The 13,713-nt window shown below is 72.0% G+C and carries 14 protein-coding genes; 6 read left to right on the forward strand and 8 right to left on the reverse strand.

The window, feature by feature from the left end; translation table 11 throughout:
• Window position 1 precedes the first annotated feature (1 nt).
• The 3 genes from KYK13_RS34630 (at window position 2) to nagZ (ending at window position 4,278) form a co-directional block, all read left to right on the forward strand.
• The gene (locus KYK13_RS34630; RefSeq protein ID WP_223638660.1) at window positions 2-883 is read left to right on the forward strand and encodes a DUF58 domain-containing protein; all 882 of its coding nucleotides are present in this window, start codon (window positions 2-4) and stop codon (window positions 881-883) included.
• A complete protein-coding gene (locus tag KYK13_RS34635; protein ID WP_223638663.1) occupies window positions 880-2,979 on the forward strand; it encodes a BatA domain-containing protein in 2,100 nt (699 codons plus the stop codon). The genes KYK13_RS34630 and KYK13_RS34635 overlap by 4 nt, the downstream gene beginning before the upstream one ends.
• A gap of 234 nt (window positions 2,980-3,213) precedes the next feature.
• Entirely contained in the window at window positions 3,214-4,278 is a 1,065-nt protein-coding gene (gene nagZ / locus KYK13_RS34640) for a beta-N-acetylhexosaminidase (RefSeq protein ID WP_370645460.1), read from the forward strand.
• On the opposite strand, the gene KYK13_RS34645 is transcribed toward nagZ, so the two are convergent.
• The 4 genes from KYK13_RS34645 to KYK13_RS34660 form a co-directional block, all read right to left on the reverse strand.
• Window positions 4,275-4,646: a hypothetical protein gene (locus KYK13_RS34645; RefSeq protein ID WP_223638667.1), complete on the reverse strand. Its 372-nt coding sequence runs from the start codon at window positions 4,644-4,646 to the stop codon at window positions 4,275-4,277. The genes nagZ and KYK13_RS34645 overlap by 4 nt on opposite strands.
• Window positions 4,647-4,781: 135 nt before the next feature.
• Window positions 4,782-5,309: a hypothetical protein gene (locus tag KYK13_RS34650; RefSeq protein WP_223638669.1), complete on the reverse strand. Its 528-nt coding sequence runs from the start codon at window positions 5,307-5,309 to the stop codon at window positions 4,782-4,784.
• Window positions 5,310-5,547: 238 nt separating this feature from the next.
• Window positions 5,548-6,159 carry a thioredoxin-dependent thiol peroxidase gene (gene bcp / locus KYK13_RS34655; RefSeq protein WP_223638671.1) on the reverse strand — a complete coding sequence of 204 codons (612 nt, stop codon included), beginning with the start codon at window positions 6,157-6,159 and terminating at the stop codon, window positions 5,548-5,550.
• Between the two features lie 62 nt (window positions 6,160-6,221).
• Window positions 6,222-6,719, reverse strand: a complete 498-nt coding sequence (locus KYK13_RS34660; RefSeq protein ID WP_223638672.1) for a hypothetical protein — start codon at window positions 6,717-6,719, stop codon at window positions 6,222-6,224.
• 57 nt (window positions 6,720-6,776) lie between these two features.
• Here KYK13_RS34660 and KYK13_RS34665 point away from each other — a divergent pair, with 57 nt between their 5' ends.
• Window positions 6,777-7,418: a hypothetical protein gene (locus KYK13_RS34665; RefSeq protein ID WP_223638673.1), complete on the forward strand. Its 642-nt coding sequence runs from the start codon at window positions 6,777-6,779 to the stop codon at window positions 7,416-7,418.
• A gap of 57 nt (window positions 7,419-7,475) precedes the next feature.
• Here KYK13_RS34665 and KYK13_RS34670 read toward each other — a convergent pair whose 3' ends face one another.
• Window positions 7,476-8,798: a response regulator gene (locus KYK13_RS34670; RefSeq protein WP_223638674.1), complete on the reverse strand. Its 1,323-nt coding sequence runs from the start codon at window positions 8,796-8,798 to the stop codon at window positions 7,476-7,478.
• Window positions 8,799-8,923: 125 nt separating this feature from the next.
• On the opposite strand from KYK13_RS34670, the gene KYK13_RS34675 reads away from it, so the two are divergent.
• Window positions 8,924-9,256: an MXAN_6627.5 family MYXO-CTERM protein gene (locus tag KYK13_RS34675; RefSeq protein WP_223638676.1), complete on the forward strand. Its 333-nt coding sequence runs from the start codon at window positions 8,924-8,926 to the stop codon at window positions 9,254-9,256.
• A gap of 41 nt (window positions 9,257-9,297) precedes the next feature.
• Window positions 9,298-10,338: a methyltransferase gene (locus KYK13_RS34680; RefSeq protein ID WP_223638678.1), complete on the forward strand. Its 1,041-nt coding sequence runs from the start codon at window positions 9,298-9,300 to the stop codon at window positions 10,336-10,338.
• On the opposite strand, the gene KYK13_RS34685 is transcribed toward KYK13_RS34680, so the two are convergent.
• The 3 genes from KYK13_RS34685 to KYK13_RS34695 all read right to left on the reverse strand — a co-directional run bounded on the left by KYK13_RS34685 (window position 10,319) and on the right by KYK13_RS34695 (window position 13,671).
• A complete protein-coding gene (locus tag KYK13_RS34685; RefSeq protein ID WP_223638680.1) occupies window positions 10,319-11,467 on the reverse strand; it encodes an MBL fold metallo-hydrolase in 1,149 nt (382 codons plus the stop codon). The genes KYK13_RS34680 and KYK13_RS34685 overlap by 20 nt on opposite strands.
• Window positions 11,440-12,015, reverse strand: coding sequence for a hypothetical protein (locus tag KYK13_RS34690; RefSeq protein WP_223638682.1), 576 nt, complete (start codon window positions 12,013-12,015; stop codon window positions 11,440-11,442). Before KYK13_RS34690 ends, KYK13_RS34685 begins: the two co-directional genes overlap by 28 nt.
• Window positions 12,016-12,162: 147 nt before the next feature.
• A complete protein-coding gene (locus KYK13_RS34695; RefSeq protein ID WP_223638684.1) occupies window positions 12,163-13,671 on the reverse strand; it encodes a PLP-dependent aminotransferase family protein in 1,509 nt (502 codons plus the stop codon).
• Window positions 13,672-13,713 lie beyond the last annotated feature (42 nt).

The following is a 13,713-nucleotide window of genomic DNA, read 5'->3' on the forward strand; positions in this document are numbered from 1 at the left end:
CATGGCGCTGCTCGACGCCCAGACATTGTCCCGCCTCCAGGGCGTGAAGCTGCGCGCCCGCGCCGTGATGGAGGGCGTGCTGTCCGGCCTCCACAAGAGCCCCCATCAGGGCCAGAGCGTGGAGTTCGCCGAGCACAAGGAGTACGCCCCCGGCGACGAGCTGCGCCACCTGGACTGGAAGGCCTACGGCAAGTTCGACAAGTACTACGTCAAGCGCTTCGAGCATGAGACGAACCTGCGCTCGGTGATGGTCGTGGATGCGTCCGCGTCCATGGGCTACCAGAGCGGCGCGCTGTCCAAGCTGGATGTCGCCAAGACGCTCGCGGGCGCGCTCAGCTACCTGCTCGTGCGCCAGCAGGATGCGGCGGGACTGGCCCTGATGGTGGGCGGCGCGTTCAAGGACGTGCCGCCCCGCGCCTCCGCCGGCCACCTCAACGTGCTGCTGGACGCGCTGGAGCACACGCAAGCCAAGGGCCCCACGGACCTGGGCAGCGCGGCGGATCATCTGGCGGAGGTGCTGCCCCGGCGCTCCACGGTCATCGTGCTGTCGGACCTGCTGGATGAACGGCAGGAGGCGCTCAAGCGCATCCTGGCCCTGCGGCAGCGCAAGAACGACGTGGCGGTGTTCCACCTGGTGGATCCGGCGGAGCTGACGTTCCCCTTCGACGACCCCACCCTCTTCCTGGACATGGAGGGCGAGGGCCGCATCGAGGTGAACCCGCGCGAGATCAAGCAGAGCTACCTGGAGGAGTTCGGCGCGTTCCTCGCGGACGTGAAGGCCCGTTGCGCCGAGGCCGACGTGGACTACGAGCTGGTGCGCACGGACGAGCGGCTGGATGAAGTGCTGCTGCGCTTCCTGGGGCGTCGCGGGAGGCGAAGGTGACGTTCGGCAACCCGTGGTTCCTGTTGGGCGCGCTGGGTGCGCTCATCCCCGTGCTGGTGCACCTGTTCGACCGGCGCCGGCCCCGGGCGCATCCGTTCGGGCCGCTCGCGTTCGTGCTGCGCAGCCAGAAGCGCACGGCGAGCCGGCTCAAGCTGAAGCGGCTGCTCCTGTACGCGCTGCGCACGCTCATCCTGCTGGCCATTCCGGTGGCACTGGCGCGGCCGGAGCTCACCCGTGACGCGCAGGCGGCCACGGTGACGCGCGGGCCCGCGGCCACGGCGGTCATCCTGGACGCGTCGCTGTCCATGCGCTGGTCGGACGGCACGTCCAACTTCGAGAAGGGCCGCGACGAGGCGCGCGACGCGCTCAAGGACCTGCTGCCGGAGGAGCCCGCGACGGTGATGGTGTGCACGACGTCGCCGGAAGCGCCACCGCCGCCGGGCTTCGACCGCGCCCGCCTGCGCTCGCTGGTGGACGAGGCGAAGCCCACCTATGGCACGGCGGACCTGTCGCGCTGCCTGGACATGGCCGCGCGCTCGCTGGAGGAGAACCCGATGCCGGGCAAGCGCCTGGTGGTGGTCTCCGACATGACGGCCTCGGGCTTCCGGCTGGAGGCGCCGCCGCCCACGGTGAAGGGGCCCACGGGCGCCATGGTGAAGCCGGAGGTCGTGCTGCGCGACGTGGCGTCCGGGCGCGAGTCGCTGGACAACCACGCGCTGGTGGACCTGCGGGTGGAGCCCGCGCTGCAGGCGGGGCCGCGCGCGTACCAGTTCACCTTCACGGTGCGCAACTTCGGCACGAAGCCGGCGAAGGACCTGGAGGCCGCCGTGCGCGTGGGCGAGTCCACGCTGGCCAAGGGCTTCGTGGACGTGCCCGCGGGCGGCACGACGCAGAAGACGCTGACGGTGCGCTTCCCGCAGGGCGGCACGGTGGTGGGCCAGGTGACGCTCGCGCCGGACGCGCTGGCGGAGGATGACCGGCGGGCCTTCGTGCTGCCGGTGCCGCGCGGATTGAAGGCGCTGGTGGTGAACGGCTCGCCGCATGCGACGCGCTACCGGGACGAGGCCTTCTTCGTGGACGCGGCGCTGACTTCACCGGGCTCACCGGTGGAGGTGGCGGTGCGCGACGCGGAGGTGGGGCTGCGCGAGGACTTCAGCGCGTACGACCTGGTGCTGCTGCTCAACACGACGGCGCCTTCGGAGGAAGAAGCGCAGAAGCTCACGACCTTCGTGGAGAACGGCGGCGGCCTCTTCGTGAGCGTGGGCGACCACGTGAACCCGGAGGCGTACAACCAGCGGCTGGGCGCGCTCCTGCCGCGCCCGTTGCGCCTGGTGCGCACCAGCGCGGAGCGCGAGGACCCGGACGCGGAGACGAAGACGGCGAAGCTGGCGCAGGTGAAGGTGGACCATCCGCTGTTCGCGCCCTTCACGGGCCGCGCGGAGGAGGGGCTCATCGGGGCGCGCTTCTACAAGTACATGCTGCTGGAGGCGGACAGCCCGTCCGCACCAGGCACCAGTCAGGTGCTGGCCACGTACGAGGACGGCGCTCCGGCGGTGGCGGTGGCTCGGCGGGGCAAGGGGCGCGTGGCGCTGTTCACCAGCACGGTGGACCGCGACTGGAGCGACTTCGCCATCCGGACCAGCTTCCTGCCGCTCATGCAGCGCTTCGCCGCGTACCTCACGGGCTCCCTGGAGGAGCGCGAGGAGGTGCGCGTGCGCGTGGGTGAGTCCGTGACGCTGCATCCGGAGGGCACGCAGAAGGTGACGGGTGTGCGCGCGCCGGACGGCAGCGACGTGCCGCTGAAGGCCCAGCCGGACGGCTCGTTCGTGGCGGGGCCCACGGTGGAGCCCGGTGTGCACTCGGTGCTGGGCGCGGATGGCAAGCCCGTGGCCGCGCTGGACTTCGCAGCCACGCTGGACCCGGCGGAGAGTGATTTGACGCGCGTGCCCCAGGACACGCTGACGGCCTACTTCGGCGAGGACACGGTGAAGGCCTCCACGGGGGACGCGGACAAGCCCGCCGTGCCGCTGTGGACGTGGCTCATCCTGGCCGCGTGCCTGGCGTTCTTCTTCGAGGGCACCCTGCTCCGGAAGTAGCCCCGCCCCGGGAGGCGCTTCTGCAAAACCTGTCCGACTGTCGGACAGGTTCGCACGGGGCGCCGCTGGCGGGGAGGCCCCAACCTGGAAGCTTCGGGGCCGGCCCGCTCCGCGCCCTGACAGGCAGACGACGCTCGGGGTTCGCGCGCAGTGCCCCAGGGGCGGCGGGGTCTGCCAGACTGCGCGGCCGTGAGCCCTGCTTCCGCCCTCTATCGCGACTGCGCCCGCCTCTTCATGGTGGGCTTTCCTGGCACCCGCATCGACGCCGACCTCGCGGCGTTGATGGATGAAGGCATCTACGGCGCCATCCTCTTCAAGCGCAACGTGGGCACCGCGGCGGAGACCGCGGCGCTGTGCCGTGACATCAAGACTCGCGCGGGCCGGCCCTTCATCCTCTCCGTGGATCAGGAGGGCGGCCGGGTCGCGCGCCTGCGCGGTGAGCCCTACACGTCCCTGCCGCCCATGCGTGAGCTGGGACAGCGCGGCGACGAAGCCCTGGCCGAGCGCGTGGGCCGCCTGCTCGCACACGAGCTGCGCGCCGTGGGCTTCGACTGGGACTTCGCGCCCGTGCTCGACGTGGACACCAACCCGGCCAACCCGGTGATTGGCGACCGCAGCTTCAGCCGCGACCCGGTGGAGGTGGGCCGGCTGGGCGTGGCGCTCGCGAAGGGACTGGAGGCCGGCGGCGTGGCGTCCTGCGGAAAGCACTTCCCCGGCCATGGCGACACGACGACGGACAGCCACCTCACCCTGCCGAAGCTCCCGCACGACCTGGAGCGCCTGCGCCGCGTGGAGCTGGTGCCGTTCCAGGCCTTCGCGAAGGCGGGGCTCGCGTCGCTGATGACGGCGCATGTGCTGTTCGACGCGCTGGAGCAGGGCGTCCCCGCGACCATGAGCCACCGCGCGCTGCACGACCTGCTCCGCAAGGAGCTGGGCTTCGACGGCGTGCTCGTCAGCGATGACCTGGAGATGAAGGCCATCGCGGACCACTACTCGGTGGCGGAGGCCGCGGTGCAGGGCACGCTCGCGGGCGTGGACCTGTTCCTCGTGTGCCACAAGGCGGATGTGCAGCGCACCGCCATCGAAGCCCTGGTGAAGGCGGTGGAGTCCGGCCGCGTCCCGCGCGAGCGCATCACCGAAGCGCACCGGCGCCTGGACGCGCTCGCCGCCCGCTTCGCGCACCCCGCCGAGGACCGGCTCGCCACGCTGGGCGACGCGCAGCACCGCGCGCTGGCCGAGGGCCTCGCCAGTGCCTTCACCGGCAAGGACCCCACGGAGGTCATGCTCGCGTCGCGTTAGTGGGTGGCGTGCCTGGAGCCCAGCTCGGAGCCCTGTCCCATGGGGCCCTCGAAGCGCAGGGCGCCGCCCCGGTCTCCGGGCACCGGCTCCTGGGGCGTGGTGAAGCCGGGCGCGCCAATCTGGTTCTGCATGCCCTGGGCACCAGCGGGCTGCGGCTTCAGCGGCGAGCCCTTCGCGTCGGTGAGGACGGTTGTACCGGAGCCCCCCGTCCCGGGCGGCGCGGGCTGCTGCGTGTTGGCGACGCCCTGATAGCGGCTCCCCGCGCGCGGCATCAAGGGCTTGCCACGGTTGCAGCCGGGGCCGACCAGCGCGGCGGTCGCGGCGCACACCGCCACCAGCGTCCAGTGATGAAGCCTCTTGGATTGCATGGGCTGCTCCTTCCGGAAGCCGCGAGGGCCTCGACAGAAGGAGTGGCCACCCCGGCGCCCCACCGGGAGTGGCGGACCGGAGCACGAACGCCCGCTGGCACGCTGGCCGGCGGGCGCTCCCTGGGACCTTCCCCGCTACTCGCGGTTGCGCAGGTAGATGGGCAGGGTGCTGATGTAGGCGTAGGGCTCCTCGAAGCCGCGCGTGCCCTCGTTCGCCGTGGAGACGTTCCAGCCGCCCAGACCTTCCGCCGCGGGCGAGTAGGTCGCCCCGCCGAGCACGCCGTAGCGGTGCGCCATCATGCCGCCCGCGTCGTCCCACTTGGAGTTGTTGGACTTGCCCTCCTTGGCCGGCGTGCGCGGGTCGATGCTGGAGCCGATCTTCCCGATGGTGGAGTTGTAGCCCCGGTCCACCGTCAGCACGTGCGGGGTCAGCTTCGCGGCCACGTCGCCATGGTGCGCGTCCGCGGGGTTCTCGTGCCCCTGCTGCTCGGCCACGTTGTAGACGGCCTCCGGCTGCGCCCCACGCTGCGCGAAGGCATTGCCCCGCGACTCATCCGGCTGCTTGCCGCCCGTCTCCGGCAGCCCGCCGCAGGCCGTGCCCAGGAGCACGCCCGCCGCCAGCGCCGCCGCTCCCATCCACCGCTGAATGCCTCGCTCGCGCATGTTCATCGTCTCCGCCATCCCCGAGGAATGGTCATGCCGTCCTCGCCCACCACCGGGCATCCACCCGGGGGCAGGCCCTGCCGGCCGCCCGCTGTCCGGCCCGGAGGCCGGCAGGGTTTCATGGTGAACGGCCAGCCCCGCCCGGGGAGAGAGGGGCCAGCCACGGGCGCAGGCATACACGGTCCCGGCCTCCCTGTCCCGCCAGGAGTGCACCGGCGCCCGCCCCCCACGCCCCGAGTCAGGCGCGAGCGCCCTTCCGGGCCGCGCCCTTCGCCGCCGGTTTCTTGACAGTCGCGGCCTTCGCGCCGGCCGCCGGGGCCTTCTTCACCACGGCCTTCGGAGCCTTCGCCGGAGCCTTCTTCGGAGCCTCGGCCGCGTCCGCGCCGCCGCCCTGGAGCGTGGACAGGACCTCCGCGACGTGGCCGGCCACCTTCACCTTGGGCCACACGCGGACGACCTTGCCGTCCGGGCCGATGAGGAAGGTCGCGCGGATGAGGCCCATGAACTTGCGGCCATAGAGGGACTTCTCGCCCCACACGCCATACGCGTCCGCGAGCGCGTGATCCGGATCCGCCAGGAGCGAGAACGGCAGCCCCTGCTTCGTGGCGAACTTCTGGTGCGAGGCGACGCTGTCCGGCGACACGCCCAGCACCACCGCGCCGGCCTTCACCAGCGCGGAGTGCTCGTCGCGGAAGTCACACGCCTCCGTGGTGCAGCCGGGGGTCGCGTCCTTCGGGTAGAAATAGAGGACGACGTGCCGTCCCTTGAACTGCGAGAGGGAGACGGTGGCGCCGCTCTGGTCGGGGAGCGAGAAGCCGGGGGCCTTGTCACCTGCTTGGGGCATGGGCATGCGTCGGTTCAATACCCAGACCCTGGTGGCTTCTCAACTCCGCGCGAGCGGCGTGAAGGGCCTCAGTGCGCGGCTTCGCCCGGCGGGTGGACCTCTTCGCCCGGCGGGTGGCTGTTGGCCTCCAGCTGGACCAGGTCCGTCTGGCAGGTCTCCAGCGCCTTGCGCAGCAGGTTGCGCGTCGCGTCCGAGCGGGACTCGCCCATCTTCTTCGCGAGCGACTCGCACGCGGCGCGCTTGGCCTCCACTTCGCTGGCGCCCTGCCCCGTCGCGCCGGGCCGGGCCAGGGGGCGCGGCGGGAGCTTCTCCTGGGCGGCCTTCAGCGCGGCCAGCCGCTTCTCGGCCTCCGGGCGCGCCTTGGACTCCTTGGGGACGGCCTCGAACTGGGCGGCGACCTCGCTCCACGCGGGGTCCTGCGAGGGGAGGTTCTGGTTGATCAGCTCCTGATAGCGATCCTCGGCCTTCTTCAGTTGCTCCGGGCCGGGGTCGTTGGAGCAGCCCGACAGGGCGAGCAGCCCCGCGAGCAGCAGCGCGGCGGAAGTTCGGGGATGGGCAATGCGCATGGTGTGGGACGTCCTCCTGCTGGCCACAGGGTTAAACCACGGCTAGGGTGCGCCGTCGTGGCTCCCATCCTGCTCGCCTTCCTGCTCGGTCTGTCCCAAGGCCTGCTCCACGCCCTGGGGCCGGACCACTGCGCCGCCATGGCCACGCTCGGCACCCTGGGCGGCGGCCGGCGCCGCGTCGCGCTCATGACGGCGCTGCGCTTCGCCCTGGGCCACGCGGCCATGCTGGGCGGCATCGCGGCGGTGTGCCTCTTCGCGGGCGTGGGCCTGTCGGAGACCTTCGAGCGGTGGGCGGAGGTGTTTGGCGGCGCGGTGCTGGTGGCGCTGGCCGTCACCGCCCTGCTCTTCCCGCACAGCCTGGACCACGGCCACCCGCACCTGCCCGGCCACGACCGCGAGCCGCACGAGCACGTGCACACCGTGAGCACCGCCGCGGGCGCCTTCATGGCCGTGAGCGGCGTGCGGTCGCTGCTCATCGCGCTGCCCCCGCTGCTCGTGGGCGGCAGCATGAGCCTGTCCGCGTGGACGTACCTGCCCGGCTTCGCGCTGGGCATCCTCATCGGCATGGGCGCGGTGGGCCTGCTCTTCGCGGAAGGGCTGTCGCGCGCCAACGCGCGCCTCAACCTGTGGATCCAGCGCGGCGTGGCGCTGGGCTCCGGCGCGCTGGGCCTGTTCTGGATCGGCTCGCGGCTCGGCTGAGGTGACGTCGCACGGCGGGGCCCTGGAAGCAGGGCCCCTTCTTCCGGCACCGGGCCGCTACTGGCGCTTGTCCAGGATGCCCAGCGCCATCATGGACACCAGGAAGCCGTAGACGACGTGCTCCGGCCGGTTGGCGAACGCGAGCAGCTCCGCCACCACGCGGTTGCCGTCAATCTTGGGCAGCAGCTCCGCCTCCCAGCGCTCCAGCTCCACCTCGTTGAGGCCGTAGGCGGGGGCGACGGCGGGGATGAGCCGGTCCTCGGGCTGGAGCAGGCGGCGCAGGCGCTCCGGCTTGTAGAGCTTCTTGATGCCCCGGACGATGAGGTTCGCCGGGTGCACGTCCAGCTTGATGGACTCCGAGGAGGCCTTCTCCTTGAAGCTCATCACGTACGTGCCCTCCTCCCAGGAGAAGAGCGAGTAGATGATGGCCTTCACCTGCTGGCCCACGTAGTACAGCCGCTCGGTGTCCTTGAGCAGGGCGCGCTCCACCAGCACGTCGCCGGTGCGCCGGTGGCTCTGCGCGGCGACGGCGGAGGCGTCCTGGAGCTGCTCGGGTTTGATCTTCCCCACGCGCACCAGGAACTGCCCGAAGCGGTCCGCCAGCAGGTTGGAGAGCGCGAACACCGGGGTGCCGTTCTCGAAGTAGACGACCTTCTTCACCTTGCCGCGCTGCACGCCCAGCTCGCCCGTCTCGCGCGACAGGTAGAAGGCGGTGAGCAGCGAGGGCAGGTTGTCCTTCAGTTCGCCCCGGCGGCTGCCCGGAGCGCCCGCGCCCACGGGCAGCGGATCCGGCGGACGGCCCGGCGTGGGGGGCCGCACCTGGGTGGTGGACACCTTCTGCATGGGCGTGGCGGTGAGGTTGGCGCCGCGGATTTCGGCCGTGAGGTTGCCGCCGCCGGTGACCTTGATGCGGCCGGTCAGCTCCATGGCGTCCTGCGGGCCCTCCTCCTCCACGTCGATGTCCAGCTCCACCTCGAAGGCGTCCTGCATGGAGGCGGCGGGGACCTTCTTCTCCGCGGGCAGCACCTTGGCCACCGCTTCCAGCAGCTTCTGGGCCTCGAAGGGTTTCTCGAAGTAGCCGGCGGCCTGGTACTTCTGGCGCGCCTCGGTGGCGTGCTTGCCGCCCTTGAAGACGCCGGTGATGAAGAGCAGCGGCAGCTGGGGGTTGTCCTTCCGCAGCGTGTCCGCCAGGTGGTAGCCCATCATGTCCGGCAGGAGGATGTCCAAAACGGCACAGCCGGGAGGCTGGGCGCGGGCGGACTCGATGGCCTGCTTTCCACGGCTGGCGCCAACGACCTCATACCCTGCGTCCTCGAACAGCTGCGTGAGGAGGGAGAGGAGCTCCTGGTTGTCGTCCACGACGAGGATTCGAGGCGCCATCGCGGGGGGACCGTAGCAGATTCGGACGCCGGGGCGGCCAGCGTTTCCAGGGAACGCCGGACGGCCGCCCGCTTCAGAGGATGGGTGCAAGCGCCTCGCTGGGGCGTTAGGGTGGCGCCCGCCTCATGTCCTCCCTCTTCGCCCGCATCTGCCCGGCAGGGCTCCTGGCCGGATTCCTCCTGTTCTCCCCCCTGGCAGTCCATGCCCAAGAGGGCCCGCAGCAGGACGCGGGCCGGCCGGACGACCCCAACTCCCCGGAAGGGGATGACAACACCGGGCGCGTGCCCACCAACTGCCGGACCAGCAACGACTGCGCGACGCGCTTCAGCTGCACCTCGGGCAAGTGCAAGTACACCGGCGTGCGCGAGGCGGAGACGCAGGGCTGCATGCTGGGGCCCTCGGCGGCGCTGATGGTGCTGGGCGTGGCCGCCGTGGCAGGCTCGCGGCGCCGCCGGTAGCCGGCAGGCCCTCCTCCCCCCTCTCCACGGAGCGACGCGCGATGCGGCTGGGCCTGAAGGCGGACAACCTCCTGGAGCGGGTGGCGGACTTCCTGAACCTGGCGCCGCAGCCGCTGGCGCACGCCTTCTTCGGGATGATGGCGTCGCGCACGCTGATGGCCGGGGCGCGGCTGGGCGTCTACGCGGCGCTCGCGGACGGCGCGGCGACGGCGGAGGCGCTGGCGGCGCGGCTCAAGACGAGCACGGAAGGGATGCGGGCGCTCCTGGAAGCGCTCATCGCCTGCGAGGTGGTGGAGCTGCACCGGGGCCGCTTCCGGCTGGCGCCCCGGGCGCGGCGGTGGCTGGACCCGCGCTCACCGCAGGCCATCACGGCGTTCCTGGAGTTCAACTACGCCCAGTGGGACTGGTGGGGGCAGCTGGAGAACGCGGTGAGGAGCGGGCAGTCGGTGGACATCCACCAGTTCGCCCCGGACGACCCGCGCTGGCGCGACTACATCCAGGCCATGTACCAGCTGGCGCGGCTGGCCTCGCCGGAGGTGGCGGCGAACATTCCCCTGCCCCGGGGAGCGAGGCACCTGCTGGACCTGGGCGGCGCGCATGGCTGGTACGCGGCGGAGCTGTGCCGGATGCACCGGGGGCTGAAGGCCACGGTGGTGGACCTGGAGGGCAGCGTGCGCGTGGGACGGGAGATCATCGCCCAGGCGGGGCTGTCGCACCGGGTGACGCACAAGGAAGGGGACGTGCTGACCGCGGAGCTGGGCGGGCCGTATGACGGCGTGCTGCTGTTCCAGGTGCTGCACCACCTGACGCCCGCGCAGTGCGTGGCGCTCTTGAGGCGCGTGCGCGGCGCCATGGTGTCGCGGGGCACGTTGGCGGTGCTGGAGTACCTGCGCGAGGAGCGGGATACGCAGGGGACGTCCGCGCCGCTCATCGGGCTGCACTACTTCCTCACGTCCGGCGCGGCGTCGTACACGCCCGCGGAGGTCGAGGGCTTCCTGGATGACGCGGGCTTCAAGGTGCAGAGCACGCGGCCCATCCGGCATCTGCCACTGCAGACGTTGATCATCGCGCAGCCGGACTGACGGGGCCGTCCGTGGCTTGCTGGACCTGAAGGTCACGTGGCTTCGGCCCATAGGCCTCCCGCTCTTGCTCCAGGTGCAACGGCAGCGGCGGCACGTCCCGCCCCTCGCCGAAGCCGAGCGCCCAGAAGCGCGGCCGCACCTCTTCACTTAGAAGGAGCCGCAAGAGCAGGTACTTCGCTTCGTCCTGGCCGTCCCACGCCATGGGGAAGGTGCCGTAGTGCATCGCCACCGACGTGCTGGAGCGCAGCACGTGGTGCGCCTTCAGCGCGTCCTCCGGCCCCATGTGCACCGGGTGCAGGACGCGCGGGCGGAACGCGCCAATGGGCAGCACCGACAGGCGCATGGGCCCGAAGCGCTCGGCGATGCGGTCGAAGTGCGGCCCCAGCCCCGTGTCACCGGCGAAGAGCACCGGACCGCCGGACGTCTCCAGCACGTAGCCCGCCCACAGCGTCTCCTCCTGGTCCGTCAGCCCCCGGTTCGAGCGGTGCTGCGCGGGCACCGCCCATATCTTCAACCCCGGGGGACCGCTGCGCGCGGCCTGCCACCAGTCCAGCTCCTCCACGCGCTGGAAGCCCTCGTTCATGAGCAGCTCTCGGTTGCCCAGGCCCACGAGGAAGAGCGGATGGTGCGCTTCCTCCAGCCTCCGCAGCGTGGGCAGGTCCATGTGGTCGTAGTGGTTGTGGCTCACCACCACGACGTCGATGGGCGGCAGGTCCTCGAAGCGGATGCCCGGGGGCCGGACGCGCTTGGGCCCCACGAAGGACACGGGGCTCGCCCGGTCTGAATAGATGGGGTCCGTGAGCACGTTCACCCCGTCCGCCTGGAGCAGCACCGTGGCGTGGTTGATGAACGTCACGCGCAGCCCACCCGGGCCCACGCGCTCCGGCGGCTTCGGGCCATGGGGCACGTCCGTGAAGTCGCTCCAGGGCCCGCGCTTCTCCTCCATCGCGGCCCGCACCAGCGTGAGCGGGGACAGCCTGGGCGCGTCTCCAATGTTCTGGAACGACTCGCCGTCGAAGTGGTCCGTCACCGGGCCCCGGTGCACGGTGCCGGCGAAGCAGCCGGTGAGCAACGACAGGGCCAGCCCGGGCCACAGCCGCGTCACTTGATGACGATGGTCCAGTCGCATTCGAACGGCTCTCCGTCGAGGGTGGGCAGCACGTAGCGCGAGGCCTGGATGCTGGCGAGCGCCTGCGCCAGCAGGTCCGGAGGCAGCGTCGTATCCCGCACCTCGCATTGCTGGGGCACGCCGCCCTGCACCAGCCGGCACGTCACGCGCACGTGGTGCTTGCGGCCCTCGCGCCAGCGCTCGAAGGCCTCCTGGAACACCGGGTCGTCCGGAGGGCCGCCGCGCACGCGCCGGGGCTCCTTCACGTGCTGGGCCAGCCAGGAACAGGCGTCCTTCACCTGTCCGTCACACGCCTTGCCCATCAGCGACAGCGCGCGCAGCCGCTCCGGGCCCTGCGCGTTCACGGCGAGCAGGGTGAGCGCCTCGTCGAAGCAGGTCTTCGCCGTGCGCACCGTGCAGTCCTGCGTGGTGACCGGAGGCGTGCCCGAGGCGAAGGCCCCCACGGGCGCGGGGCGCATGCGGTCCTCGGCCACTCGCGCGGGGTCGCTGCGCCGCGGCCCGCATGCGGACAGCAGCACCAGGGACAGGAGGAAGGGGCGCCAGGTCATGGCGCCATCGTAGACGGCCCGCGCCCGGGAAGGGACGTCCGCGCCACGGGACGGCGGCCGGGGCCAGTGACAGGTGGGTGTCGAAGCTCCCCAGGAAGGTGCTCCACCCCTGCTCATGGGTCCGGGTGAGCACGCAGCCCCGTGGGGTCAGCGCCGGCGCGCGGCTTCGAGCGCTCGGGCCAGGATGCGCGTTCCTTCGCGAAGCGCGTCGGGGCGCACGCCGCCAAAGCCGAAGACGAGACCGGACTCGCGGCGGCGGCCCAGGAAGTAGTCAGACAGGGCGGCGACCTCCACGCCCCGCCGGGCGGCTTCATCTCGGACGCGCAGGTCGGACAGCGGCGCGGCCAGGGACGCGCGGAGCTGCATGCCGGTGTCACAGGGGCGGGGCACGAGCACGCCCGAGCAGTCCGCACGCAGGGCGTCGAGCAGCGCCTCCCCGCGCTCGCGGTATGCCGCGCGCATCCGGCGCAGGTGCCGGGCGAAGTGCCCGTCCGCGAGGAATGCGGCGAGCGCGGCCTGCTCCAACGTGGAGGCGGGCGAGGGCGCGGCGGCGCGGGCGGCGCAGAAGACATCCACCAGGGAGGGCGGCGCGACGAGGAAGCCCAGGCGCAGGCCGGGGAACATCGACTTGCTGAACGTGCCCACGTAGACGACGCAGCCGGCTTCATCCAGTCCCTGGAGCGCGGTGAGCGGACGGCCGCGATGGCGGAACTCGCTGTCGTAGTCGTCCTCGAGGATCCACGCGCGGGTGCGTTCGGCCCACTGGAGCAGCGCCATCCGCCGCGACAGGCTCAGCGTGACGCCCAGTGGATACTGGTGGGATGGCGCCACCAGCGCGACCCGGGCACGCGGCGCACGCGCAAGCCCCGCGCTCACGTCGAGCCCCTCTCCATCCACGGGGATGGGCACCGGACGGCCTCCAGCGGCGAGCACGGCGCGGTGCGAGCCGGGATAGCCGGGGTCCTCGATCCAGACGGAGTCACCCGGGTTCAGCGCGAGCCGGAGGACTTCATCGAAGGCCTGCTGGGTGCCCGCCGTGATGAAGACCTGCTCGGGAACGCAGCGCACGCCCCGCGACGCGGACACATGGCTGGCGATGGCTTCGCGCAGCGGCGCATGGCCCGAAGGGTCACCGCCGTCGAACAGCCCCATGCTCGCGCGAGCATGAACGCGAGACACCGTGCGGGCCCAGCGCGCGGTGGGGAACAGGTCCAGCGCGGGCACACCGGGCCGGAAGGCGCGAGGCGCGGCGCCCAGGCGTGGAGCACCGCTGGACGTGGACTTCAGCGCCCGTGCGGCGTCAGCGAGCCGCGGCCCCCGAGAGGCACGGAGCCGGGTGCTGGGACTCCGGGTCCCGGAACGCGGGACGTCTGCGGCGAGGAGGGGCAGCTCGGGCGCGACGCGCGTGCAGGAGCCCGCACGGGCCACGAGGTAGCCCTCCGCGATGAGCGCATCCAGCGCCTGGAGGACGGTGCTCCGGGCCACGTCCAGCTCGGTGGCGAGCTGGCGGGACGAGGGGATCCGCAGCCCGGGCGCCAGCGCTCCCGAGAGGATGCGTGCACGGAGGCCCTCGAAGAGCTGCTCATGGAGCGGCGTGGAGCTCCGCGAATCGAGCCGCAAGAGGAGCGAGGATGCGACGCCGTTGGAGGTCTTCAACTGGTATGGCCGATTCAGCGGGAAGTGGTCTTCATGACCCTA

The organism is Corallococcus sp. EGB (genome assembly GCF_019968905.1).
Lineage (GTDB): Bacteria > Myxococcota > Myxococcia > Myxococcales > Myxococcaceae > Corallococcus.

What these genes read in the sequence shown, in the direction of transcription:
- KYK13_RS34630 (WP_223638660.1), top strand. Translation starts at nt 2, where the DNA reads ATGGCGCTGCTCGACGCCCAGACATTGTCCCGCCTCCAGGGCGTGAAG.
- nagZ (WP_370645460.1), top strand. Translation starts at nt 3,214, where the DNA reads ATGGTGGGCTTTCCTGGCACCCGCATCGACGCCGACCTCGCGGCGTTG.
- KYK13_RS34645 (WP_223638667.1), bottom strand. Translation starts at nt 4,646, where the DNA reads ATGCAATCCAAGAGGCTTCATCACTGGACGCTGGTGGCGGTGTGCGCC.
- KYK13_RS34650 (WP_223638669.1), bottom strand. Translation starts at nt 5,309, where the DNA reads ATGCGCGAGCGAGGCATTCAGCGGTGGATGGGAGCGGCGGCGCTGGCG.
- bcp (WP_223638671.1), bottom strand. Translation starts at nt 6,159, where the DNA reads ATGCCCATGCCCCAAGCAGGTGACAAGGCCCCCGGCTTCTCGCTCCCC.
- KYK13_RS34660 (WP_223638672.1), bottom strand. Translation starts at nt 6,719, where the DNA reads ATGCGCATTGCCCATCCCCGAACTTCCGCCGCGCTGCTGCTCGCGGGG.
- KYK13_RS34670 (WP_223638674.1), bottom strand. Translation starts at nt 8,798, where the DNA reads ATGGCGCCTCGAATCCTCGTCGTGGACGACAACCAGGAGCTCCTCTCC.
- KYK13_RS34675 (WP_223638676.1), top strand. Translation starts at nt 8,924, where the DNA reads ATGTCCTCCCTCTTCGCCCGCATCTGCCCGGCAGGGCTCCTGGCCGGA.
- KYK13_RS34680 (WP_223638678.1), top strand. Translation starts at nt 9,298, where the DNA reads ATGCGGCTGGGCCTGAAGGCGGACAACCTCCTGGAGCGGGTGGCGGAC.
- KYK13_RS34685 (WP_223638680.1), bottom strand. Translation starts at nt 11,467, where the DNA reads ATGCGACTGGACCATCGTCATCAAGTGACGCGGCTGTGGCCCGGGCTG.
- KYK13_RS34690 (WP_223638682.1), bottom strand. Translation starts at nt 12,015, where the DNA reads ATGACCTGGCGCCCCTTCCTCCTGTCCCTGGTGCTGCTGTCCGCATGC.